The 24,387-nt window shown below is 63.9% G+C and carries 18 protein-coding genes and 2 pseudogenes; 7 read left to right on the forward strand and 13 right to left on the reverse strand.

Annotated features, from left to right (window positions below; genetic code table 11):
- Window positions 1-392 precede the first annotated feature (392 nt).
- On the reverse strand, window positions 393-686 hold the full coding sequence (locus OG921_RS26570) for a DDE-type integrase/transposase/recombinase (protein ID WP_323182678.1): 294 nt from the start codon (window positions 684-686) through the stop codon (window positions 393-395).
- A gap of 457 nt (window positions 687-1,143) precedes the next feature.
- Here OG921_RS26570 and OG921_RS04050 point away from each other — a divergent pair, with 457 nt between their 5' ends.
- The gene (locus OG921_RS04050) at window positions 1,144-3,498 is read left to right on the forward strand and encodes an AAA family ATPase (RefSeq protein WP_266111117.1); all 2,355 of its coding nucleotides are present in this window, start codon (window positions 1,144-1,146) and stop codon (window positions 3,496-3,498) included.
- 1,431 nt (window positions 3,499-4,929) lie between these two features.
- Here the strand turns inward: OG921_RS04050 and OG921_RS04055 are convergent.
- From OG921_RS04055 to OG921_RS04075, 5 genes are all read right to left on the reverse strand, one after another.
- Entirely contained in the window at window positions 4,930-5,517 is a 588-nt protein-coding gene (locus OG921_RS04055; protein WP_266111118.1) for an HD domain-containing protein, read from the reverse strand.
- 264 nt (window positions 5,518-5,781) lie between these two features.
- A complete protein-coding gene (locus OG921_RS04060) occupies window positions 5,782-5,931 on the reverse strand; it encodes a hypothetical protein (protein ID WP_266111119.1) in 150 nt (49 codons plus the stop codon).
- Window positions 5,932-5,953: 22 nt separating this feature from the next.
- Complete coding sequence (locus OG921_RS26575; RefSeq protein WP_323182707.1) at window positions 5,954-6,040, reverse strand: TetR family transcriptional regulator; 87 nt, start codon at window positions 6,038-6,040, stop codon at window positions 5,954-5,956.
- A 651-nt stretch (window positions 6,041-6,691) separates the two neighbouring features.
- Window positions 6,692-7,651 carry an alpha/beta hydrolase gene (locus OG921_RS04070; RefSeq protein ID WP_266111120.1) on the reverse strand — a complete coding sequence of 320 codons (960 nt, stop codon included), beginning with the start codon at window positions 7,649-7,651 and terminating at the stop codon, window positions 6,692-6,694.
- 130 nt (window positions 7,652-7,781) lie between these two features.
- Window positions 7,782-9,443 (reverse strand): NAD(P)/FAD-dependent oxidoreductase, encoded by a 1,662-nt coding sequence (locus OG921_RS04075; protein WP_266111121.1) that lies wholly within the window; start codon window positions 9,441-9,443, stop codon window positions 7,782-7,784.
- Window positions 9,444-10,169: 726 nt separating this feature from the next.
- Here OG921_RS04075 and OG921_RS04080 point away from each other — a divergent pair.
- Window positions 10,170-12,497, forward strand: coding sequence for a LuxR C-terminal-related transcriptional regulator (locus tag OG921_RS04080; RefSeq protein ID WP_266111122.1), 2,328 nt, complete (start codon window positions 10,170-10,172; stop codon window positions 12,495-12,497).
- A 1,635-nt stretch (window positions 12,498-14,132) separates the two neighbouring features.
- Here the strand turns inward: OG921_RS04080 and OG921_RS04085 are convergent.
- From OG921_RS04085 to OG921_RS04100, 4 genes are all read right to left on the reverse strand, one after another.
- A complete protein-coding gene (locus tag OG921_RS04085; protein ID WP_266111123.1) occupies window positions 14,133-14,375 on the reverse strand; it encodes a hypothetical protein in 243 nt (80 codons plus the stop codon).
- 325 nt (window positions 14,376-14,700) lie between these two features.
- Window positions 14,701-15,165 (reverse strand): DoxX family protein, encoded by a 465-nt coding sequence (locus tag OG921_RS04090; RefSeq protein ID WP_266111124.1) that lies wholly within the window; start codon window positions 15,163-15,165, stop codon window positions 14,701-14,703.
- Window positions 15,074-16,771, reverse strand: coding sequence for an FAD-dependent monooxygenase (locus OG921_RS04095; protein WP_266111125.1), 1,698 nt, complete (start codon window positions 16,769-16,771; stop codon window positions 15,074-15,076). The genes OG921_RS04090 and OG921_RS04095 overlap by 92 nt, the downstream gene beginning before the upstream one ends.
- A 67-nt stretch (window positions 16,772-16,838) precedes the next feature.
- On the reverse strand, window positions 16,839-17,225 hold the full coding sequence (locus OG921_RS04100) for a nuclear transport factor 2 family protein (protein ID WP_266111126.1): 387 nt from the start codon (window positions 17,223-17,225) through the stop codon (window positions 16,839-16,841).
- Between the two features lie 840 nt (window positions 17,226-18,065).
- On the opposite strand from OG921_RS04100, the gene OG921_RS04105 reads away from it, so the two are divergent.
- The 5 genes and pseudogenes from OG921_RS04105 to OG921_RS26580 all read left to right on the forward strand — a co-directional run.
- On the forward strand, window positions 18,066-20,414 hold the full coding sequence (locus OG921_RS04105; protein WP_266111127.1) for a transketolase C-terminal domain-containing protein: 2,349 nt from the start codon (window positions 18,066-18,068) through the stop codon (window positions 20,412-20,414).
- Window positions 20,415-20,482: 68 nt separating this feature from the next.
- Window positions 20,483-20,632: pseudogene (locus tag OG921_RS04110) on the forward strand (biotin/lipoyl-containing protein); the annotation flags it as partial.
- Window positions 20,633-20,936: 304 nt separating this feature from the next.
- Complete coding sequence (locus OG921_RS04115; protein WP_266111128.1) at window positions 20,937-21,599, forward strand: 2-oxo acid dehydrogenase subunit E2; 663 nt, start codon at window positions 20,937-20,939, stop codon at window positions 21,597-21,599.
- Window positions 21,600-21,646: 47 nt separating this feature from the next.
- A complete protein-coding gene (locus OG921_RS04120) occupies window positions 21,647-21,874 on the forward strand; it encodes a hypothetical protein (RefSeq protein WP_266111666.1) in 228 nt (75 codons plus the stop codon).
- Window positions 21,875-21,931: 57 nt separating this feature from the next.
- Window positions 21,932-22,042: pseudogene (locus OG921_RS26580) on the forward strand (thiamine pyrophosphate-binding protein); the annotation flags it as partial.
- Window positions 22,043-22,105: 63 nt separating this feature from the next.
- On the opposite strand, the gene OG921_RS04130 reads toward OG921_RS26580, so the two are convergent.
- From OG921_RS04130 to OG921_RS04140, 3 genes are all read right to left on the reverse strand, one after another.
- Window positions 22,106-22,810: a GntR family transcriptional regulator gene (locus OG921_RS04130; protein ID WP_266111129.1), complete on the reverse strand. Its 705-nt coding sequence runs from the start codon at window positions 22,808-22,810 to the stop codon at window positions 22,106-22,108.
- A 168-nt stretch (window positions 22,811-22,978) separates the two neighbouring features.
- Entirely contained in the window at window positions 22,979-23,440 is a 462-nt protein-coding gene (locus OG921_RS04135) for a nuclear transport factor 2 family protein (protein WP_266111130.1), read from the reverse strand.
- A gap of 6 nt (window positions 23,441-23,446) precedes the next feature.
- Window positions 23,447-24,007: an NADPH-dependent FMN reductase gene (locus OG921_RS04140; RefSeq protein WP_266111131.1), complete on the reverse strand. Its 561-nt coding sequence runs from the start codon at window positions 24,005-24,007 to the stop codon at window positions 23,447-23,449.
- Window positions 24,008-24,387 lie beyond the last annotated feature (380 nt).

Raw genomic sequence — 24,387 nt, forward strand, 5'->3', positions numbered from 1 at the left:
ATCGTTCTTTAGCTCCTCACATACGCAACCGACGGAGACAGAGCATATGCCAGTGAAGCCCAGAAGCTATGCCGTCACGCAGGATGTCGGCACTGAAGGGCGCTTCGTTTCACCGTGCGCAAAGAACGCCTCGAGGTATACGCAGCCCCCTCCTGGTCGTGAGCATGCATCCGAGTCCGTGGGGATCGCCGACTGGCTTTGTAACTCGGCCTGGTCAACGCTTGTCCTGGTGTCGCGGCGTGGTGTCTTGCCTGAATCCGTGTCGATTCCGTGGGCGCTCGATGGTGACCCACCCGAACGGGCTACCGCCCCGCCCGGGCCCGCTCGATTTCCCGCACGCCGTAGTTGTAGCCGACACGAAGGCGTGTTGCCGGAAACGACTGGCTTCATGTTCATTCGACCCTCCTCTGTTCAGGCGATAGCTGCTCAACCCCGTCGGTGACGATAACCCGCGGCACGCATCGCCGGCCCCTGAGAAGTTTGCGGAAGAACTTCCTGGTGGCCAGCGCGTTTCGTCGTTGCCGGACCAGAATGTCGAGTTCCGCGCCGTGCTCATCGACCGCACGCCTCAGGTAGTAGATCGTGCCGTTGATGGAGATCAAGTCCTCGTCGAGGTGCCACCTGTCGCCAAGGCGGGTCCGGCGCCGGCGCAGCCGGTTGCCGTAGTACTGCGGCGAACTCCACACACCAAACCCGGATCGTTTCGTAGCTGACCACCACACTCGCAAGCGTCGGTTCCTCGACCTCACGAAAGCTCAGCGGGAACCGGTGACACAGCCACACGCAGTGAGCGATGATCTCCGCGGGTACCGTGTCCCTTTGTACGATGACGATGCAGCGGTCACGACCACCGATCCTGGCATCGACCACGGAGTTCTAGGCGAACAGCCAGCAAAGTCATCGACCAGCCAGTTTCCGCGCTCCCGATTTCACTGTCACCGTTTGCCCCGCGTTCAGCCGATCGACCAGGCCTCGGGGATGCGGATCGGCCTGCCCGTGTCAAGCCTGATCTCCTCACGAACTGTTGCTCGCATGCACTTCCCGCCACTGGGCATCGCGCTTCGGGTCCGCCGCTGCACTCGATCGAGGGGTGAAGCAGACGTCCCTCCTGAGCCTCCGCAGGAGGCCGGTAGAGTCCGCGCAATGGCGATCGGTGTCGGCGAATATGAAGTTACCGGGGCGACGGTCGGAGGAGTTGGTCCGCTTTCGGATCCAGTGCATATTGAGTTCAATGCCGGCGTTTCCGCTCTGTACGGGCTCAACGGGGCCGGAAAGTCATGGATCCTCAGCCAGATCAACAGTGCAGCAACCGGCGTTCTTCGCGACGGGGGCTACGCGTTCCTCCATATTCGCGTTCTCGACCCGCAGGCGTCACCAACGAGTTTTCCTCTCGGCCAGGTCGTCGCCGGACTACGGAAAACCATCGCCAAGCAACACGGCCAACTCGGATCGTGGGTCGACAACATGACCGACGAGCATGAACTAATCGAGGCAGATCCCGAGTGGGACACCCGCAGCGAAACTGAACAAGAGAATATGTTGGCCGAGCTTCGGATCAACAAGAAAATGGGCTTCGAACCATTCGGTGAAAAGCTTAAATCCACCGTCGAAATATTGCTCACCACTATGGAAGTGGACACTTCCGCGGAAGGCGCCTATTTTGAGGCAGCCAGCCAAGGCCGTCTATCACTGCAGGCAACAGGTTCCCGCGACAAACCCTCGTGGCGAGTATGGCTTTCCGGAGTAGCCCACGAGGGGGAAGAATGGCAGAAGATGCTGCGAGAGGTTAGCAACCTCGAATATGAAGCAGATGACGACCCAATAGCTCCAGACCTTCCAGCACACAAACGTCACCTACCCCGTGACGGCTCCATACGGCCAAGCGATTTCACGCACCAGATCGCGTACGGATATGTAAGCCAAGAGCTCCTGTATTCCTTCTTTCAGCCGAGCCGACTTACGCGATCCAAAGGCGGACCCCGTAATCCTGCGCACTCGCTTTGGCCCGACTGGTTGCAGATTCCCGCGATTGTCGTTGTCGATGAAATCAATTTTGCTTTGCTACATCAGCTAGGTAAGGACGAAAAGGAATACGACGAAGAGACCCTCGACTATGCGCTCAGACGATTCCCGAATGCACTCCATGATTCATATTCCAAAGGTAAAGACTCGATCCTGATCGATCATACCTACCTGGAGTATGTGGAGGCTGCTCCCGTCAGCGCCACAAACGCCGACACCACTGAGTTTCACCCAACGATGCTATCCCTGGTCAACGAGATCGAGCGCCGCACGAACGGCGTCTTCCAGGACATGATCGACCGCGCGCCCGAACTGAGATACGAACTTGGGAACGTTGACAGCTGGTTTCGAGGGCGGCGGCCGCGATGGTTGTTCAACGCCCGCGGAAACTGGCTCCCGCTCGACAATCTCTCCTCTGCTCAACTGAGGTGGGCCCAACTTGCGGTCCGCGTCGCAACCTCTTACTCGGGAAACCTATTCCTCTGCGACGAACCCGAAAGAGGACTTCACAAGCATGCCGAGCGGCGCATCCCGACGGGCCTCGCGGCGCTCGCTGCACGCGAGGACGTCGCGGTACTCGTGGCCACCCACTCAACGCACATGCTCGCCGACTCACAAGTGACACCCTTACACGTACATCAAAGAGGTAGTGGGGCAACAGCGGTCAAACCGCTTTCGCTGAGCATGGTCGACAGACTCTCAGCAGAAGTCAGTAGCACCGAACTTGGCGTGGCGGTTGCAGATCTGTTCTCCCTCCTGCGGATTGCAGTCGTTGTTGAAGGCCGCCACGACGAGCTCGTCTTCAGCAATCTACTCAGGGACCAACTCGACCATGCGCCCGCCACGATACTACCGATGCACGGCGCCAAATCGGCGGTATCGCTCGCCGAAGCAAGGCTGCTGTTCGACGGAACGGATGCCGACATAATTTTGGTCCTAGACAACCTCCGAAACGATCGGATTAATCGTGACTGGCAGCGGATCATCGACTTCGTGCAGGTGGGTGAACTCGACCAGGCACGTTCGGCCGTGGATACCTTAAAGGACGGCGGGAAGACCGCGGAAGCACTATTCCTTCACCAACTAGCGTTGCGGGCCCTCGAAACTGGGCGGCTCGATCGGATACACGTCTTTGGGCTGAGTCAGCCTGACGTGATCTGTTACCTGCCCGTAGATCGGATTCTCGCGCGAACGAACAAGGATTGGCCGAATCTGACTGCCGCATGGAAGAGGGAATCAGCAGGTTTCAAGAATGGTCCCGTCGACATCAAGAAATGGCTGGTCGGGCGCAAGTTGATTAGCAGCGACCACAACCAATTGACCCAAGCGATCGAGGATGCCGCTATCAGCACTCGCAAGGCACAGACCCCGCTTCACCCGGATCTGTGCGTATTAGGTGATCTGATTCGCGCATTGGGCCAGCACTCGCAGGTTGACAGCCCATGGCGGTGTGATCCCCCGTGGGCACGCGCCTAGCCGAGGAGACGCACGCGCCTGCGGTTCAGATAGTGCTGCGGCATTCCGCCGGAGACGAACAGGCCATACTCACCCGCCTGCGGTAGTACTGCGATGCCGGCGTCACCGACCTCGCTGCGCGCGTCGTGCAGCTCGGTGCGAACGCGACCGCTCGTACTGCATCGCGGTTGAGGACCCAGGAGCTCCTCGCCACGATCAGCAGCAACCTCCGAGATCGGGTCGGGTTCCTAAGTCCGCATCCTCACTGCGGTTTCGGCGCAGCGAGGTCGTTGGGAGAAGACAGAAACAGTTCGACCGTTCTGCCGGCTCAACCCGCCAAAGTCGCGGCGCCGGGGAAATTTGCGGACCGAAATCGGCTACAGTCCATCGAGGCCTTGGGCCTCGCTCATCGAACGGCGCAGGAGGCAACAACATCCGCGCCGATCTAGTCAATAGCCTTGCAGCGTCGGCTTCCGCGTATCGGCCTTCGCCCTGGGGCCGCAGGGCTCGCTCGGCGGAAGGCGAACGGCACGCGGTGCCACGGTGTTCGGTGCCAGTCGAATCACCCAGGCGGAACGTCATCGGAGGCAGTAGGGTAGCCGCGTCCGGCGTCCACTCCGGTTCGGGCGCTGACCTGCACCTTTCTGGCGAAGTGGGACGGCCGTGCGGGCACCGCATGACCTTCCGTCACCGGAGCGGAAGGTCACACCGCGCTGACGTACCGTACCGAGCGCTACCGCGCGCATCGGAGACCCGCCCCGCGTGCCCACGGCACGGCGCGAACGCGCGTTCGGATCAGCACCCCCACACCGCCAGTAAAGACCTGAATCCGCGAATCACGCTGAACAGAAAGCTATTTCACCTGAACGAGACGGTCCCCGGTTCGATACTGATGACCACGACGACACCCCGACCCGCGCGCGTGCCCAGCCGGCCGTTCCCGCCATCGATGCACCACAACGACCGCGATCGACGAAGACTCGCCAGGAGGATCTGTCCGGATATGGCCAAATAGAGACCACTATTGTCTGACAACTCTGGAAATAATCTTGGTCACAACGTCCTGAGCAGCAGTTTTGTGGTGGTCCCGGCTGGGATCGAACCAGCGACCTTCCGCGTGTGAAATGGACACGACCCCAAGTCATTTCGAAACTACCAGGTCAGCACGGCGCAACTCCCCCCACTGGTCAACCTGGACCAGTCCGTCCGACCCGTTGGCCCGATGCTCGCCACATGGACACTTTGACCAACACCGTGATCGGGTGACATGCCTGCCCAACACCGCATGCCGCGGCCGAACCGGGGTCCACCGTGAAGCTGAATCGGGAACTGGTAGCGCTGCGAAACATGCTGCGCCGGCCGGTGTTCCGGTTCTGGCCGCACCCTGCATCGTGGTCCGGTCGGACCGTGGTGATCGAACAGGCGTGGCCCCCGACTGGACTGACGGTGTGGCTACCCGCCGCGGTCGGGGTCGGGTGCACCGCTGCTCCGGTGGTCTTCGACGCGGGCGAGGGCGGCACGGATGTAGGGTTCGCGCTGCGGGTGGGCGCGGGCGTTCGGTGAGTCCGGGCCGTGCCGGTCGAGCATGTCGCGCAACCCCTGATCGACGGTCACGGTCTGCCCGTGCGGGCCGGAGGTTTGATCGGCAATCGTCAACGCATCGGTGAGCGCGTCCTGCACGAATCCGAACTCGGCCAGTTCCGCATCGAACCCGCGGACCGCGGCCACGAACCGTGCCCCGGAGTGGTGCGCCACCAGTTCACAGACCAGTGGCGGCCAACCGCGGGCGCGGAGGTAGCGGGCGCCATTGATCGGGTGGAACCCGATGTCCTTCAGATCCTGGGCGTAGCCGAGGTCGTGCAGCCACGCCGTCGCCACCAGGGTGTCGCGGTCGCCGACATCGACCGTGCCCGACAGTGCGACCGCACGTGCGGCCACCCCGCTGATGTGCTCCACCCGCGCGGGATCGTCCACCAGCAGCCGCCGCGTCAACGCCTGTGCGCCCGGCACCAACGACGACGGCTTCGCCTGATCGACCACCCTGCCAACCTCCTCCTCACGCGACCAGGACCGGATCACCGGCCGATCCGGACGGAACCGACACCCCAGCTTCTCAGCACGAACCCCCGAGCGGCACTTCTCAGGGCACGATCGCCCACCCGTGCGGTAACAGTGCGCGAGAATCCTGAGCGAATTCCTGCATGGGTGTCGTTCGACGCCCGTCCCTCGGGGTTAGCGATGCAGGCGCGGGTGCGCCGCCTTCAAAAGTAGGCGGGACCTATCTCGGCTGCGGAACCGCGCGAGCTACGCGGCGGCCCAGCGTTCCAGCAGCAGCGATCCGACATCACGGACCGCGGCCTGCAAGCTGCACATGGTCTCCACGTAAGAGCAGAAGCCCTGCCACGGATCGGGGTGTTTCAGCGCGCGTTTCGCAGCGTCGGCGTACTCGGCCACCTTCTCGCGCAGGCCGCGCCGATCAACTTTTTACGGTAGGAAACCGGCGGTACAAGGTGCCCACTCCGACTCCGGACTCGCGGGCGATGTCCTCGAGCGATGCCGCCAATCCACGTTCGGCGAAGACCCGTTGGGCAGTCTCGGTCCCACTCGACGTGGTCCAGGCGATCCTCGGTCATGCGGCTTTGAGCTCGACCCGGATCTATACCAACGCGCCCACTGCCCCGCGGCCGGATCAACACCTGCAGCGGACGATCAAGGGCGGGTCGGCGTTCGTCTATCGCGGCATCAGCTTCATCCTCGTCGCGATGGTCGGCTGGATCGTGTTCCTCATCGTGTACCGGAGAAGGCAGGATCGTACCCGACCCGGCTGCGCGCGCGATCGGCACCGGGTTCGGCAGCGCCTGGTTGCGGGCCGGATCCTCGATCGGACCCATGCTGGTCGGATTCATCGTCACCGGCATCGGGATCCAGTACGTGTTCGGCATCGAAACCAAGGGCAAAGTGCTCGAAGAACTCTCACGCTAACGACACAGCAACAAGCGGTTCCGCACAAGACACCCCTTGTGCGGGATCGCTTGTTGCCGATCCGACCGGACCGAATTCCACTCGTAGGACCACTAGCGAGCCGGTATTGCAGAACAACAAACGCTTGCGCGATTGCGTCCCGGATCACTCGATGCCGTAGCCTCCCACGGTTTGTCCCTCTCGGGGACAATGGTTCCCCGGCCGTTCCGGATCATGTCATGACATCGGTTCTCTACTGTGTCATTTCCTGCTGCCGCGATCGGTCGGTGAACCGTGCGATGAGGAAGTCGGTGATGGTTGTGTGCATTTCGGAGCTGCGCGGAACTGCCCCGGACATCCAGTAGACGCCGTGCACTAGCCCGTCGAATCGGATGATGTCGGTCTGTACGCCGGCGTTCACGAGCTGCTTGCCGTACGCCTCGGCCTCGTCGCGGGACACCTCGTATTCGGTGGTGAGGACGAGGGCGGGTGGTAACCCTGCCAGCGAAGGAGCCTTCGAGGGTGTCGCGTGAGGATTGTCGGCATCCTGCGGAGAGGAAAGGTACTGCTGCCAGAACCAATCGAGGCCGGCGGCGGTAATGACGTAGCCCTCCTCGCACTCATACCTGGACGGCAACTTCGCCGTCGAATCGATGACCGGGTACGTCAGCACTTGGGCGACTAGGTGCGGTCCGCCCTCGTCCCTGGCGCGCTGGGCGGCGACTGCGGCGAGGTTGCCGCCGGCACTATCACCCTGAACTGCTATACGGTTCGCGTCCCCACCGAAGTCGGTCGCATTGTTGGCGACCCATTGCAGCGCGGCGAAGGTGTCATCGGTTGCGGCCGGAAATTTGTGTTCAGGTGCAAGCCGGTAGCTCGCGGCGGCGACGATGGCTGCGGCGTCGTTGGCCAACGCGCGGCACGGCTCGTCCACCACACCGAGCCCACCGGCGATGAAGCCGCCGCCGTGGAAGTAGACGACGATCGGCAACGGGCCGGGGGCATCGGGGATGTACAACCTGATGTGCTGGTCACCGTCGGGGCCGGGGTAGGTCGTGTCGACGACTTTTGCTACCTCGCGGGCCGGGGCCTGTAGATCGGTGAAGGTGGCCACGAGGTCGCGGGCTTCGCTGACACTCATCTGCTCGAACGAGCGCACGCGTTGCGCGTTCAACCCGTTGATCAAGTCCTGTACTGCGGCGTCGACTGGCATCGGATCCTCCTCGAAGGATGGGGTGACTGGCTGGGCCGGGGCACTCGGAGGAAGCAAAAGCTGATTGCTCCACCCGAGCGGGCCGGGGTGTCTGTCGCTTCGGTTCTGGCGGGGGGTCGAGCGGGACCTGTCAGGCCTGCGTGGGGGTCAGTTGTCGTGCGACTCCCTCGCACGACAGGGTGAATCCCTCGTAACCCTTGTCGACGACATCGGCGCAGATCTCCCGGTAGGCGGGAGCGCCGCCGAGGTAGACCAGGCATACACGCGGCTTGCCGGGGATGTTCGCGCCCATCCACCAGGAGTCGGTTCCGGGGAGCAGGGTGGCTTGGGCGAGCTCGTTCGCGTGGTCGACCCACTTGGTCTCGGCGTCGAGTGTCGGTTCCATGGTGTCGAGACCGTTCCGGCGAAGGTGGTCGATGGCGTCGGCGACGAAGTCGACGTGGTCCTCGATGGCCAGCGGCATGTTGTAGAGCACCGAGGGGCTCTGCGGTCCCGTGATGAGGAACAGATTCGGGAACCCGTGAATGGTCAGCCCGAGGTAGGTGTGCGGCCCGTCCACCCACTTGTCGGACAGCTTGCGACCATCTCGCCCGACGATGCCCATGTCCAACAGCGGCCCGGTCATGGCATCGAATCCCGTGGCGAGAACGATGACGTCGAAGTCGTAGTCGCCCTCGGCGGTGCGGACACCGTTCTCGGTCACCGCGGTGATCGGCGAACTGGCCACATCGATCAGCCTCACGTTGTCCCGGTTGTACGTCTCGTAATAGTTGGTTTCGAACGGGGGCCGCTTCGTGCCATACGGGTGGTTCGTCGGCGACAGTTTCTCTGCCACGACAGGGTCGCTGACCCGCTCACGGATCCGTTCGCGCACGTAGTTGGAGACGGTGTCGTTGGCGGCCTTGTCGAACAAGACATCCTGAAAGGTGTCGATGAAGAACCGGAACCCGCCCTCGTCCCAGCATTCGTCGAAGATGCGGCGCCGGGTCTCGGGCGAGACCCCGAGTGCAGAGGGGTGTGCCTGGTCGTACGGGACGCCGATGAACGAACTTCTCGCCACATCACGCACCGCCGGGTAGTTGGCCTTGACCTGACCGACCCGGACGGGGTCCGACGGGGCGTTCCCGAGCGGGGTGGCGTAATTGGGGGTGCGCTGGAAGACCGTGAGGTGACCGGCCTGCTTACCTATCTCGGTGATCGCCTGGATTCCGCTCGACCCGGTGCCGATGACGGCGACCCGCTTCCCGGTGAAGTCCACGCCCTCATGCGGCCACTTTCCGGTCAAGTAGACCTCGCCCACGAAGGTGTCGATGCCGTCGAACTCCGGATTCTTCGGGACCGACAGGTTGCCGGCGCCCGAAATCAGGTAGCGCCCGGTGGAAACGGAGCCGTCCCCACTGCCGACCTGCCAGAGTCCGCGGTCATCGTTCCAGACCGCCGAGGTGATCCGCGTCGCGAACTCGATGTCATCGCGCAGGTTGAACCGGTCGGCGACGTGGTTCAGGTACGCCAAGATCTCGGGCTGCGAAGCGTACTTCTCGGACCACTCCCACTCTTGTTCGAGTTCGGCGGAGAACGAATAGGAGTAGTGGATGCTCTCGATGTCGCAGCGTGCGCCCGGGTACCTGTTCCAATACCAGGTGCCGCCCAGGTCGTCGCCGGCCTCGAAGACCCGGACGCGCAGTCCCATCTGATCGCGCAGCTTGTGCAGTGCGTACAGCCCAGCGAAGCCGGCACCGATGACGATGGCGTCGTAATCGGCGGTCGAGGTAGAGGTCTGCCCGGCAGTCATGACGGTCCTTCCGTTGGGCCACCGAAGATCTGGGCGGCGAATGTGTCGCACCTAGGGCGGTGGGGGTGTCATCAAGCATTGCGTCGTCCACCCCGGTACCGCGCGGGGGAGATCACCCCACCGACTACCTGTGTTTCTGGTCCATCGAATCCGGACATTGCAGCGCACCGGTGTGAACAGCACTGGATCCGCTGAGAGACTCTCATCACCCGTGAAGGATGAGAGCATGGCAACACAGCGGAAGTGTCCACAGGAGTTGAGGGAGCCGGCAACACGGATCGCCGTCGAGGCGCGGCGGGATCCGACGACGAAACCGGGCGTGCACGATTCCGAATTCCGTTCACTGCGAATGGTTTGGTTCACCACACGCGCTGGAAGTCGGTACACGTCGATTGTGTTCACCGAGGCATTGCGTCACTCGGGGGATCGCCGGCCCGATCGGACCGTCGGGTATGCGTTCGGCACTGCCTCATGGAATCAGCTGTGGGACTGTACAAAACCGAGCTCATCGACGTCGGACAAGCTGGAGCGGGCGGGCCGACCTCACGCGAGACCGCGTCGTGGGTCGCCTGGTTTGGATATGCGACTGCACTCGGCGACCGACTCCCTGCCGCCAGTCGAGTACGGGCAGCGCTAACATCAGCGGGTCACCTCGGTCGAGGTGGCGGTAGCCGAGAGACTCCGGCAAACCCCCGGCCGTTCAGTGCAAGAAACGAGCTGATTGCCATGCCAGAAGCGACCTCGACGCACTCGGCCGGTGGTGGGCGGGCCTCCCTGACCAGCTTCGTCGGACGACGTCGAGAGTTGTCCGAAGTGAAGAACCTGATGTCCGAGTCACGCCTGGTGACACTGACCGGACCCGGGGGTGTCGGCAAGACCCGTATCGCCCTCGAGGTAGCGGATCGATCACGCCGGGGCCTGCGCGACGGCGTCTGGATCGCCGAGCTCGCCAGCCTCGAGGACGAGTCACGTCTTGCACAGGCGATCGTCTCGGCGTTACATGTGCCGGACCAGTCCAACCGCCCCCCAGAACAGAAGCTGATCAGCTACCTACGCGAGAGGCAACTGCTGATCGTGCTGGACAACTGCGAGCACCTACTCGATGTGTGCGCGGCGTTGGTGGAAGTGTTATTGAACGAATCTCCTGGCCTGCGAGTTCTCGCGACAAGTCGAGAGCCGCTGGGAATCGGCGGCGAGCACCTCTGTGTGATCCCGCCGCTGTCCAGCCCGCCCGCCCAGGAATCACACACCGCGAAAGCGATAGCGCACTACGAAGCAGTGAGCCTGCTGGTCGATCGCGCCCGCAACGTCCTGCCCGACTTCACCGTCACCGACGAAAACGTCGAGGCGGTAGTTCAGCTCTGCGACCGGCTCGACGGAATCCCCCTCGCGATCGAACTGGCAGCCACACGACTGAGGTCGCTCTCGGTGACGCAGATCGTCCACCGACTGGACAAACGCTTCAGCCTGCTTGCCGGTGGCAACCGGATGGCGATGCCGCGACAGCAGACCCTGCGCGCCCTGATCGACTGGAGCTTCGACCTCTGCACGCAGAGTGAACAACTCCTGTGGGCGAGGCTCTCGATCTTCCCCGGAACCTTCGACCTCGACGCCGTGGAGGAAATATGCGGGTTCGGCGCGCTGGACCCGGAACTCATCATCGATCTGCTCGACCGACTGGTAGCGAAGTCGATCATCCTCACCGAGCGCACCGGTGAGAGTGTTCGCTACCGGCAGCTGATGACCGTCCGGGAGTACGGCTCCGAGCTCCTCGGCGCATCCGGGGAATACCAGCAGCTCAAGGGCCGTCATCGAGACCACTTTCTCCGCAAAGCCGCCATCATGGTCGACCGCTGGTGCGGCCCGGGCCAGGCCGCGGCACTGGCTGTCATGAAAGCGGACCACGCCAGCCTGCTCTCCGCACTCGAATGGTCTGCGAGCTCCCCACCGGAAATCGGATCTGCCGCGGAACTGGCCTCGTTGCTCAGGTACCACTGGGTCGCGGGCGGCTTCCTCAGTGACGGCCGCCGATGGCTCGACCAAATACTTTCCGGTACAGTAGAACCCGCCGCACAACGAGGCAATGCGCTATGGGTTGCAGCATGGATCGCACTCATGCAGGGAGACCGCCACGCCGCCGCCTACTACCTCTCCGAATGTGAGTCCGTTGCTGCCGCACTCGAAGACAGCAAACTGTCCGCACATGCCATGCAATGGTCGGCGATACATCTACTGTTCTCCGGCGACACCGGGGAAGCAATCAAACTGTTCCGCCGATGCATCGACGTGCACACACGCTTCGGCGACACCGCATCAGTTCTCACGGGTCTCTTCCAACTCGCAATGGCACAGACATATCACCCCGAACTCGACGCAGCGCTGCAAACTTGTCGTCGCGCGATCAAGATGAGCAAGGACAACGGTGAACAGTGGAACCGCACATACGCCCTGTGGATCACTGGGTTGTGCCACTGGCGCCTCGGTGAAATGGCACTCGCCAAGAAGGCGGCACTTCAAGCTCTCACGATGCAGCGCGAATTCAAGGACAGCATCTGTACCGCACTGACCGTTGAACTGTTGTCCTGGATCGCCTCGTCGACAGCAGATTTCAAGACTGCTGCCGAACTCGCTGGTGCCGCCACCGCGGTCTGGACGGGACTCGGTACCGATGTTCAGGCCTTCGGTCCTCACCTCTATGCCGACTCCACCACTTCGGCGGCGTCGGTGATGCAACATCTCGGTGACCGGACGGTCTCGCAGCTCGCGCGGCAGAACGCATCGATGACAATCGACGACGCCGTAGGTTTGGCACTAGGCCACAGTTCACCCCGCCGTATCCGAGCATCCGTGAAGTCCCCGCTCACCAAACGAGAAACTCAAATCGCCAATCTCGTCGCTGATGGCATGAGCAATCGAGCGATCGCCGAAATGCTCGTGCTCTCCACACGCACGATCGACGGTCACGTCGAACGCATACTCGCCAAGCTGGACTTCGCATCACGCGCACAGATCGCCTCGTGGATCGCAACCCAGAAGACACACGAGGCCAGTTGAATCCGGTTTGACCACCGCCACAACTAATTCGAGCCCCGGTCCGGTCCGCTCGGACCGCGTCGGAGCGCCGCACGGCCCCAGCTTGATCGGATCCGCGCCAACTCTCGTCCGGACGTTGTCGGTGTGCACTGTGGCCGAGGATCACTCGAACCCGACCAATGGATGCCCGCCGTTGCCATCACACCGCCCTGAACACCGCCGAAACCGGCACCACAGAGCGTGTTTCCAGCGTCCGATAGAAATATGACCCCGGCCGTACCCGGTGAACACAACGACAAGACCTCGACCCGCACGAGCTGCATATCGCCGAACTCCACGCCGGCGGCCACCCCTGCCCCGACAACGACGAGGCACGGCAACTATTCGCTCGACTCGACCGGGTGCGATTCCTGCTCTGGATGAGCGCATAGAGCGGAGCTCCGGTCAATTTCAAACCCTTCCAAATATAATCTCCGCGGCCGGATATCGAACTCGTCAGCGAACTACGTGCGGGTCCTCGTGGAACCAGGCGACAGCCACCACCGCATCTGTTCACGAGATGACAAGGCCCAGGCCGAAGGATCTCCACACGAGCGCTACCGCGATCCGATCGGTCATCGAAGAACAGGGCTGCCGCGACACAGAGCCCTACCGGACAAACGCCGCTCCCGCTCAATCACCCAGATCTGTCCGCATCAAGAAACACGGCAGCCGCTGACGCGACACCCGCGAAAAGCATTGCGCCGCCTCCGGCGTCGCGACGTGTGGCTGAGAAAGTTCGTCCGAGTCGCCCAATCCCACCATGCCGGGGGCCCGTCTCGTCAACCCACGCTCCGGGCCCTTCCGCGTGTCCTCCTCCGTCGCCCACACGCTCCGAGGAATTTTCACTCCCCCGACAGTTCCAGTCCCACAGTAGAACTCGCCAGGTGAAAACTCGCCGACGACGGCCCTGCACTCTCCGGGGTTGACCAGCCACCAAGACTTCTGCGGCACCCTGTGCCATTCTTGTTACTCGCAATAAGCAGTGGCACCCAGTGCCTTGATTCGGAAACGGCCGTTTCCCACGTTTGGCCCTATGGACTGCGGGAATTACATTTCCTTGATCGGAGAATCGAATTTCAAAACGCCCTTTGACCTGCGGCTTTACTGTGTGGTCCCGGCTGGGATCGAACCAGCGACCTTCCGCGTGTGAAATGGACACAACCCCAGGTGAATTCGGAACTACCAGGTCAGACCGGACTCACCTCCTCCAGTTGGACCAGCTGGACCAACTGGACCGACCCGTTGGACAGATACTGGCCACATGGACACTCGACCAACACCCTAAGGGGGTGACATTGAGTGCCGTGACACCGCGTGCCACGCCCGAACCGGGCACACCTTTCGATGATCGAGACACTCGAGTACCTCCCCCTCGGTCCGTGCCGCACCGCATCGCCGTCACCACCGACAACACCGAAGCGCACCACCACCGATATTCTCCCCGGACGAAAGGGGGTCGCGCCGAGTCGAAACTCGCCGTAGTGCCGAGCGCCACCCTGCCCGGGCGAGCAAGCAACTCGAACCGCTGACCCCCACACTGCCAGAGCGTATGCCGCCGATTACCAATGATCGCCTTCGCGATCGCAACAGGATTCGCTAGCTTCTGGGTGGGACTCACCCCTCGCGTGTTCCAACCGCGTTCTGCCACCATGTTCTCAGGAAGCCTTCGGTCGCAGGTCGGCCCTCGGCCTCGCGCTGTTGGTTTTTCCTGATCGACAACCTGCAGGCTTCAAAGCCGCTGCTGAAAATCCCGATTGCGTATGCCAGGGACCACCACCATTCCGGATTCAGCCTCACGACGAGATTGACGGTCAGGACCAACCCGACAAACATCGGCAATAACGGCGATCGCGCCAAGTTCGCTCCTTTCGAGCGGGACTAGGACTTGATTTGTCGACCTGTGCATCGACTGGCGAATCGGTACAAAGCGCAGACTGCTCCAGCCTGCCATTCGTCACCGACAACCGCGCCCGGAATGCGCACCCTTCGCCTAGCTCGCAGCGCAGATCCCACAGGGCGTCATCGCATTGGAGAACTTGCCAAACAGTAACCGGCTGAACCGGCCCCAGCAGTCGAGTCGGGCGCCGGCATCGCGTCGCCAATGTGGCGCACCATCGCAACTGGCGCCTAACTGCCGCCGCGGCGCAGGTGGCAACCCTTCAAACGCGACGTGGGCAAAGTGTCACTTTTGACGTTTCGTCCGTTGCCGCCAGGTGGTGGACAACCAGACCGCGACGCCGCCCAGGACGATCGAAATGACGTTCAGACCGATCAGCCCGACCTCGCCGCGCCTGAGATGCAGCGCGAGAGCACAGACCTGGAGCACCACCAGTGCGACCGCCACCGCAATCGCCAGACCCACCGCGATAGCGGTCAGCGGTGGCAGGATCAGGCCGAGCGCGCCGCGCACCTCGAGAACGCCGATGGTTCGCGTCGGCCGGCGATTCGGGCCCGGTCGCGTACGCACCGCTGTGATCGAAGTCCACGTCACAGTTTCGCGGGATGACGGACGACTGCGCGGGCGGTGGCGGTGCGTACGCCGCTTCGATGCGAGGTCAGGCAGTTGCCGCCAGCGCACTGCGGCCGGTGACGGTCGACAGCAGTGCTCGCACGTCCTCGGGCAGTGTGTCGCCGCGCCAGGCCACATGACCGTCGGGGCGCACAAGCACCAGGTCCCGCTCGTAGATCGTGCGCGCGACCGCGTCGTCGATCGCGAAGATCCGGAAGGGGACACCCTCCTCCCTGGACACGGCGGCCAGCTCCCGGGCTACCTCCCTGCCGACGAAACTGACGAGCGTGAAGGTGTCGCGGAACGCATCGATCACGGAGGTGCCGTCGGCGAGGCGGACGTGCGGAGCCCGCGCGCCCGGGACCGTGGTCGGGGTGTATGTGGACACGTCCGGGTCGGGACCGCTCGCGTCGTCGTCGGCGAGCACCGCGGAGTGGTAGCGGTAGCCCATCTCGACACCGTAACTCTCGTGTTCTCCGGTGTTGGCCGCGAAGTAGTCGGCCAGCGTCGTGCGGTGCGCGTCGGCTTCGGGGCTGTCGGACTCGATCAGGTCGGGGTCGATCAGCTGCTGGGCCGCGACGTGCACGTTGAGATGCCGGAAAGACCAGTCCCGAGCCAGCAGCGCGACCGGGCGGCGCTCGGCTTCGTAGCTGTCGAGCAGGTCGTCGCCGCCGAAACCGTTGATCACCGCAGCGAGTTTCCAGCCGAGATTGACCGCGTCGGCGATGCCGGTGTTCAGCCCGTATCCCCCGGTGGGGATGACTTCGTGGGCGGCGTCACCGGCCACGAACAGCCGGCCGAGCCGGTAGTGGTCGGCCACGAGGACGTTGGCCTGCCAGACGCTGCTCTGCAGGACCTCGTCAACCTCGAGGTGCTTGCCGCAAACTTTGTCGAGCAGTTGCTGCTTGTCGATGTCCGCGGTGCGCACACCGTCGGTGATGGCGCTGGTCTGCAGAGTCCAGGTGTCGCGCTCGTCCTGGGCAATGATGGCCCCGACGCCGCCTCCGACGAAGAAGGTGTGCCAGAACTGCCCGTGCGCGTGCAGCGTCGCCAGATCCCGGGACTTGAAGTGGACCTGGCAGAAGGTGATCACCCCACGCTCGCCCTCCATCTGCAGGTCCATGGCGCGCCGAACCACCGAGCCGGCGCCATCGCAGCCGATCAGGTAGTCCGCCTCGATGGTGTGATCGGCGCCGCCCACCGGGGAGACGATCCGAACCCTGACCCCGTCCTCGCCGTGCGCGACTTCGCTCACGCGCCACGGTCGCAGAACCTCGATGTTGTCGTCGGCCAGGCAGCGACGCATGAGCAGCTTCTCGACCTCGATCTGGGTGACCCGCTGCCAGGCGCGGGCCGGCGTGGTGCCGTCGTTGCGGGAGGCGATCCACTCCGACATCTCGTCGACGCTGGGGTAACTCCAATGGCCTACCTCGCGGCCGGCCATCGAGGTACAGAACACCACGTCGTGGGAGTAGCCGGAACCGACTCCGGCCGAGCGAATCTCCACGTCCAGACCCAGACGCGCGAGCAGTTCCATGCTGCGCGCATTGGTGAGGTCCATCTTGGGAAAACGCGTGGTCTGCGGGTTCTGTTCGACGAGGGTGCTCTTGACTCCGTGCAGGCTGAGTTCCAGCGCGAGGATCATTCCCACCGGGCCGGCTCCCGAGATCAGCACCGGACGCCGGTAGGAGGTGTCGACCTTCTCGTCGAGGTTCTCCGGTGTGGGGTGAATGGGGTGAATCATGATGCTCCGTTCAGACAAGATATGCCGTGGTTCCAGAACGCCGACTGCGTGCGAGGGTTCGGCAGGGTCAGCGGCCGGCGGTGACAGGGCCGGGGTCCATGAAGATCAGGTACTCGGTCACCTTCCCGTCCTCGACCCGGGTGCGGGTCACCGCGGGCAGGGTGAATTCGGCGCCGTCGTTCATGGTGTAGGTGACGTCAACGCGCAGAGCGGTGACGGCTCCGGCAGGCCACTCCTCCAGGATCACGTGCCGCATCCCGGCGACCGCCCCGAGATAGCTCGCGACCCACTTCTGGATGGCTCGGCTGCCTCGGATCGTGTCGTTGTTGCCCATGCGGAAGGTGCAGTCCTCGGAGAAGTAGCCGAAAAATCGGGCGATGTCGGTGTCGGCGGCTTCGAGCAGGTCGCGGGTGATCTCGAGTTCACTGGGGTGTGCGGTGATGTTTCTGGTCATGAAGAGCTCCTCGGATTGTCGATGGTGTAGCCGGCGGGGCCGGGTCCCGGCCCGTCAGGACCGCGGTGAATGACGCACTGCTGGAAGGAGATCGAAACGGGCACCTCCTTTTGTCGAACCACAGCCGAAGCCGGTGTGCATTGGAGAGGAGTCGAATGCACAGGCGACGTATCGCATCGGCTTCCGCCGGAATACCGCCCTGCTGTGTCCTACACCACAAGTAGAACGGAGCTATTACCTCGATCGCACTGGTGCCGGACACAGGGTTCGCATCGGATTCTGGTCTCTGAACCAGCCCGGAGTGAGCGATCGCGTGGTGCGACCTCGGCGTTGATCGTGCGAGGGCGAGTACGCCCGCTCGTGGATGCGCCGCGCAGTCCGGATCGGCCGGCTTCGCGGCCGAGCCAGCCGGGCTCGGCCGCTGCGATGCGGCTCGACGCCAAGCCCGCAGACCAGTGCGCACGCTTCGGCCCCTCGGTCGTCTCCCTCTCGGGATCGGCCGTATGGGCTTCGAACCAATGTTTGCAATCTTTCTTGGTTCACAGCCCGTGGTGAACCGGGCGGAAATTGGTTTGAATTGTGACACCGCTTACGAAATGCACGAAACAAGGTGGCTGGGCGCCGCTGTTATCACATATAGCAAGATGCTCTAGCAACGCCCTATTCCACCCCTATCACCCCTCGGCAGGACGTGGTCGACCACGCAACCCATCGGTTCGACCACCTGCCTCGCCCGTGCGAAGCGAGCCCACCCGCCTCCGCGCAAAACGGCCACTAAACCCATTCCCGCCGCAGTCGCACGCTGCGCCGACGCAATATCCTGCTCGCTAGGAGAGGTTCATGAACCCCGCCCCCGTTGCCACGTCGACCAGCTCCGCGCCATCGAGCGCCGCCGGCGATCCGGATTTCGACACCCTCCAGTCGATCGAGCGGCGGCTGCTGTGGCTATCCACCTCGATCGTCCACCACGCCAACCGGGTCCGACCCAATCCCACCGGGCTGAAAGTCGGCGGGCACCAGGCCTCGTGCGCGTCGATGGTCTCGATCATGACGGCGCTGTGGTTCGTCCAGCTACGCGCCGGTGACCGGGTCTCGGTCAAACCGCACGCCTCCCCCGTCCTGCACGGCATCAACTACCTGCTCGGTGAACTCGACGAAAAGTACCTGACGACGCTGCGCGAGTTCGGGGGTCTGCAGTCCTATCCCAGCCGTACCAAGGACCCCGACACCGTGGACTACTCCACCGGGTCAGTCGGCATCGGAGCGACCGCCCCCATCTGGGGAGCGATGGCCCGCCGCTATGTCGACACCCATTTGGCCACCACGGGCTCGGGTCGCCAGTACTCGTTGGTCGGCGACGCCGAACTGGACGAGGGCGCGGTGTGGGAGGCGATCCTGGATCCCGGCATCGCGGAGCTGGGCGAGGTGGTGTGGATCGTCGACCTCAACCGCCAGTCGCTGGACCGCGTGGTGCCCAACATCGCCGCGCGCAGGCTCGAGAAGATGTTCGACGCCGCGGGCTGGCAGGTCATCACCGTCAAGTTCGGACGGCTGCTCGAATCGCTGTTCGCGCGCCCCGGCGGCGGCGCACTGCGCGCGCGCATCCTCGACATGTCCAACCCGGAGTACCAGCGGCTGCTGCGGTGCAGCGCCGCCGAGGTTCGCACCCGGCTCCCTGGAACCGGTGCCGGAAGCGAACCGATCGCCGCCCTGATCGCCGATCTGGACGACGACACCCTCACCGCAGCGATTCGCAACCTCGGCGGCCACGACCTGCCCGCCTTGATCCAGGCATACCGGCAGATCGACGACACGCGCCCGACGGTGATCATCGCCTACACCATCAAGGGCTACGGCTTACCCACCCAGGGACATCCGCAGAACCACTCCGCTCTGCTCAGCGTCGACGAGTACACCCGATTCGCCGAGGGGATCGGGTACGACCCGAACCAGCCGTGGCAGCGCTTCCCGGCCGACACCGACGCAGCGCGGCTGTGCGAGACGACCGCGGCCCACCTGCACCGTGACCCGGTGCCCGCTCTGCCCGAGGTCGGCATCCCGACCGAGTTCGGCCGCATCCCCAAGGGCACCTCCACCACCCAGGCGGCGCTGGGCCGTGCGCTGCTTGATCTGACCCGCGCCGCGCCCGAGGCCGCCCAACGCGTAGTGACGGTCAGCCCCGATGTCAGCTCCACCACCAACCTGGGCGGCTGGGTGAACAAGGTGGGCGTGTGGTCGTCGGACGAACGACACAACTGGTTCGCCGACGACGCCGAGACGATCATGCACTGGAACGAGCGCCCCACCGGCCAGCACATGGAACTCGGCATCGCCGAGACCAACCTTGTCGGCCTGATCGGCGAACTCGGCGCCACCTGGAGCCGCTGGGGGCAACCGCTCTTCCCGATCGGGGTGCTCTACGACCCCTTCGTCGAGCGCGCCCTCGAACCCTGGTCCTACGGCATCTACGCAGGCGGCCAATCCATCCTGGTCGGCACGCCCTCCGGGGTCACCCTGGCCGCCGAGGGCGGCGCGCATCAGTCGATCAAGACGCCCACCATCGGTCTGGAACAGCCCGGCTGCATCAGCTACGACCTCGCCTTCGCCATCGACGTGGAGTGGACGCTGCTCGCCAGCCTGTCCAGGATGGGCCGCCCCGACGGGTCCTCGGCCTACCTGCGGCTGTCCACTCGCCCCGTCGACCAGACCCTGGCCGATGTGCCGGCCGATCCCGCCGCTCGCGAACGCCGCAGACGTCAGGTCGTGGCCGGCGGCTACCCACTGGTCCGACGCGAGGGTGCCCAGCTCACCATCGTCGCGATGGGAGCTCTGCTGACCGAAGCGCTCGCCGCCGCGGAGCGTCTCGAGCAGACCGGGGTGCCGGCCGACGTCGTGTGTGTCACCAGTCCCGGTCTGCTGTTCGAGGCACTGCAGGCCCGGCAGGGGCGCGGCACCGGCGAGAGCTGGATCCTCGACCAGCTCTTCCCCGCCGACCGCGCGGCGCCGATGGTCACCGTCCTCGACGGGCATCCCCACACCCTGGCGTTCCTGTCCGGGATCAACCAGGTGCGCAGCACCGCCCTCGGAGTCAGCAAGTTCGGCCAGGTCGGATCGCTCGACGACGTCTACCGCTATCACGGCATCGACACCGACAGCATCGTGCGCGCGGCGCTGGACATCCAGCCCTGATCCGGACCCGACCCAGGAGCCCGCTACCCATGACAACCGATCAGATCGCAGCCACCACCACGGTGCACATGCCCGCCCTGGGCGAGAGCGTCGAGGAGGGCACCATCACCCGCTGGCTCAAAGCACCCGGCGACCGCGTCGAGGCCGAGGAACCCCTGCTGGAGGTCGCGACCGACAAGGTCGACACCGAGATTCCCGCCCCAGCCGGAGGGACCCTCGACCAGATCCTCGTCGAAGAGGACAGTGTCGTCGCCGTCGGCGCAGCGCTCGCGATCATCGCAGCGGAGTCCGGCGCCGCCACGCCGCCACCGGCCGCCACCACCGCCACCGCCGGCACCGGCGCCGGCACCGGCACCGGAAGCCTCGCCTCCTTTGCCGGAACCTGCTCCCGCGCCCGAGGTGCGCTCGCCGTCGCCCGCGGCTACGCCGCCTCCCGCCCGGACCGACGCCGCGGCGGTGTCGGCCGGGTCCGGCGGCACGGTCGAGAAGCTGCCTCGGATCCGGCGGACCATCGCCCAGCGCATGGTCGAGTCACTGCAGACGTCCGCGCAGCTGACCAGCGTTCTCGAGGTCGACGTCACCGCCATCGCCGCCCTGCGCGCGCAACACAAAGACGCGTTTCTCGCCCGCACCGGCGTGAAGCTTTCGTTCCTGCCGTTCTTCGCCAAAGCAGCGGTCCAAGCTCTCGCCGCCCACCGGATGCTCAACGCTTCGCTCAACCCCGAGGTCACCGAGGTCACCTACTTCGACCACGTGCACCTCGGAATGGCCGTCGACAGCGACAAGGGCCTGATGGTGCCGGTGATCCGCGATGCCCACACCCTGACCATCGCCGGGCTCGCCCGGGCGATCGCAGACAAGGCGGACAAGGTGCGCACGGCCACGATCACCCCGGACGAGCTGAGCGGTGGAACCTTCACCCTCACCAACACCGGAAGCCGCGGCGCACTGTTCGACACCCCGATCATCAACCAGCCCCAAACCGGGATCCTCGGAACCGGCGCCGTGGTCGAACGCCTGGTCCCGGCACGCCACGACGGAAACCTGACCATCAACGTCCGATCCATGGCCTACCTCTCGGTCTCCTACGACCACCGCATCGTCGACGGCGCCGACGCCGCGCGGTACCTCACCGCCGTCAAGCACACGCTCGAAAACGGCTTCACCGCACACGATCTGACCTGACCCGACGGGAAGCGAGCGACGAACCCATGACTCCGAAAGAACACTCGATGTTGGAATTCGCCACCCGGTGGCACCAGTTCGACGGCGGCGACGAATACATCCTCCCCACGTTCGGAATCACTCCGCCCGTCTTCTACCAACGCGTGCTCTGGCTGGTCAACACCAGCAAGGACCACGGCCTCGACCAACCGATCTGCCGCCTGGTGCGACAGCTCTGCTACCGCAAACTCGCTCTGAAGCAACCCGAGGGCAACCCGCACACAACGAGACGCTGAACGCGCACCACACCGAGAGCCAACGCGCACAATGGAACGCGCCACGCCACCTGGCACGGTGCCACCAACCTGGTCACCGCGATCAATGACGCACAGATGGATTCGGTTCCGCTCATGGCGATTTCCGGACAGGTGAGCAGCCGACTGATCGGCACCGACGCCTTCAGGAACATCGGGCAGACCCGGACGCCGCCTTCGACTGGCCGCCGCTTCAGGGTTGCGACTGCAACGTCAAGGCGCGATGGGATCGAGCGCCCGTAACGCGATCTGTTCGTTGTCGTCGAGGTGTTTGCGGGTGGCGGTCGCGACGGTGCGTACATTGCGGGTCAATGTGGCCGTCAGGAGTTCGTGGTGGGTGTGCCAGCGGCGGTGCGGTTCGTCCGGATCGGCGTCTCGGCCGGCGAACGCCAACCGCACATAACGTTCGGCAGCGAGCCACAATCCATCCAGAATCCGCAGATCCCATTCCGTCGCCGCCGGACGTAGCAGTTGATAGTGAAAGGCGTGGTGCGCCTCGTAGATGTCATCGATGTCCAGAGTCTCGTCAGCGAACACGGCGAGATAGGCTTCGGCGCGGGCAATATCGGCGTTTGTAAGCAATTTGCTCGCGCGACCAGCGATCTCCGGTTCGATCTGACGTCGTAAACGATAGATGCCGTGCAAATCGGCATGACTCAACGGGGCGACCATCGCGCTCTTGCCGGGTCGGATGACAACGAGCCCTTGAGCTTCCAGTTCACGCAATGCTTCACGGACCGGAATGAAGCTGACGCCGAGTTGGCCGGAGATCTCACGCAACGAGAAGGTCTGTCCCGGCTCGAGATTGCCGGACAAGATTGCACGTCTGATCTCTTTCGATACTTGTTCGGGTACGGATGTGGTGGTCAGGGACCGTACGAGCGCGGGCTTCTCGTCGGCGCCGGCGGTCGCGGCCATGCTCTGCCTCCCGTTTGTGATTCGTTCGTGCAATCATATAACGAATCTGCCGTGAAGCCCGCGCGCATACAGCGGTCCGGCATCGCGTCAACGGCGTGTGTTCCAGTCCGTCCCGGGTGTGTCCGGGGAGGGTTCCAGTGAGTCCAGACGAGCCGCTGCCGAGAGTCGTCAGTCTGTGGGGGCCAGCAGCGACAGGTCTCGGCTCTGCAGGCACCACTGTTCGTTGCGGCGCACGAATACATCTGTCACCGCTGCCAATGAATCTGGGATGCAAGGTCTTTCACCCGAGAGTACGTACAACGTGAGATGGTAGGACAGGTGCAATTCGTCGGGCCGCGGGGCTGCTGTGATCCGCAGATCGGTCGTCGTGTGCAGGGTTCGTCGGCCGTCGTCATCGCGGGTGGCCATCACTTCTCGAATGCGGGCACGTCCCTGCATGAGGATCGGGCCCAGACGCTGCCATCCGTCCTCGACGAACAGTTCAGCGACCGAGGCTCGCCGTCCCGCGTCTGCCCGCGCGTACGAATCGGCGATGATTTGCTGGCAGGACAGGAACGCCGCGTGTGTCGCAGCGACGGGGAGGCGTCCGGTACCTCCAGCGGATGTGGCGGTGTGCATGTCACTGGTCATGGTGGGTCATTGCCTTAGCAGTTTGTCGGCGAAGTCGGCGAATCTGGTCACGTAGTTGCGCAGGAACTCTTCGGTCGAGGAGTCGGCAAGCATCCCGGCGGGATCGAACAGCTCGGGGCGGTTGGTCAGGTAGGCTTCGCCGCCGACCACGGCCGCACCCAGCACGCCCAATATTTGGCGCAGGTGCTGTTGGCCGACCGCGGTACCGATTGCGCCGGGTGAAATGCCGGTCATCCCAACGGGCTTGTCCAACCAGACGTTCTCCGGCTGCGGTTTGGACCCCCAGTCGATGGCGTTCTTCAGCACTGCCGGCAGCGATCGGTTGAACTCCGGCATCACGATGAAAACGGAATCGCAGTTGCGGACCGCGTCGGTAAACCGCCGCACCGGCGCTGGCCTGTCGTTTTCGAGATCGCCGTTATACATAGGCAACTGCGCCAATGAAATCTCCGTGAACTTGAGTCGATCCGGAGCCAATCCGACGATCGAAGACGCCAGTTTCCGGTTGATCGACTCACGACGGAGGCTGCCGACAATGAGACCTACATTCTGTACCGACAAGGACACAGCGAATTCCCTTCTGACAGTGCGCTAATGATCACAACGCCTCACCGCGCAGAGCAACCCCACCGCTGTTGTCTGATCCACACCGCGATACCAGGCCAACGTCGGCAGTCCACCGGCGAGGCGCCTACCTGTTATAATATATTGCACCGATGCGTGCGGGAGCACTAGGTTCATGTTGGATCGATGTCTCGCACGAAACTGCCTGGGAGTGGCTCAGGACGAAGGTACTGTTCGCGATGATCTGAGTGGTTCTGTAGCAACCCGTCCACGCGTTGAGGTGGTCGGCGCTGGCGGTCGCCACCAAGGTGGGAATGTTGATCCGGCAGGCCGCCCGCGGTGGCGTGCCGCCTGCCGTCGACAGCGCGATCCTCACCGAATGA

It is taken from the genome of Aldersonia sp. NBC_00410, from assembly GCF_026342035.1.
Lineage (GTDB): Bacteria > Actinomycetota > Actinomycetes > Mycobacteriales > Mycobacteriaceae > Aldersonia.

Bases quoted from the DNA above. Each gene is read 5' to 3' on its own strand.
- OG921_RS04090 (WP_266111124.1), bottom strand. From the start codon at position 15,165: ATGTGGCCTGGCGCGGCGACACACTGCCCGAGGACGTGCGAGCACTGC.
- OG921_RS04115 (WP_266111128.1), top strand. From the start codon at position 20,937: ATGGTCGAGTCACTGCAGACGTCCGCGCAGCTGACCAGCGTTCTCGAG.
- OG921_RS04105 (WP_266111127.1), top strand. From the start codon at position 18,066: ATGAACCCCGCCCCCGTTGCCACGTCGACCAGCTCCGCGCCATCGAGC.
- OG921_RS04075 (WP_266111121.1), bottom strand. From the start codon at position 9,443: ATGACTGCCGGGCAGACCTCTACCTCGACCGCCGATTACGACGCCATC.
- OG921_RS04070 (WP_266111120.1), bottom strand. From the start codon at position 7,651: ATGCCAGTCGACGCCGCAGTACAGGACTTGATCAACGGGTTGAACGCG.
- OG921_RS04100 (WP_266111126.1), bottom strand. From the start codon at position 17,225: ATGACCAGAAACATCACCGCACACCCCAGTGAACTCGAGATCACCCGC.
- OG921_RS04050 (WP_266111117.1), top strand. From the start codon at position 1,144: ATGGCGATCGGTGTCGGCGAATATGAAGTTACCGGGGCGACGGTCGGA.
- OG921_RS04095 (WP_266111125.1), bottom strand. From the start codon at position 16,771: ATGATTCACCCCATTCACCCCACACCGGAGAACCTCGACGAGAAGGTC.
- OG921_RS04135 (WP_266111130.1), bottom strand. From the start codon at position 23,440: ATGACCAGTGACATGCACACCGCCACATCCGCTGGAGGTACCGGACGC.
- OG921_RS04130 (WP_266111129.1), bottom strand. From the start codon at position 22,810: ATGGCCGCGACCGCCGGCGCCGACGAGAAGCCCGCGCTCGTACGGTCC.
- OG921_RS04080 (WP_266111122.1), top strand. From the start codon at position 10,170: ATGCCAGAAGCGACCTCGACGCACTCGGCCGGTGGTGGGCGGGCCTCC.
- OG921_RS04120 (WP_266111666.1), top strand. From the start codon at position 21,647: ATGTTGGAATTCGCCACCCGGTGGCACCAGTTCGACGGCGGCGACGAA.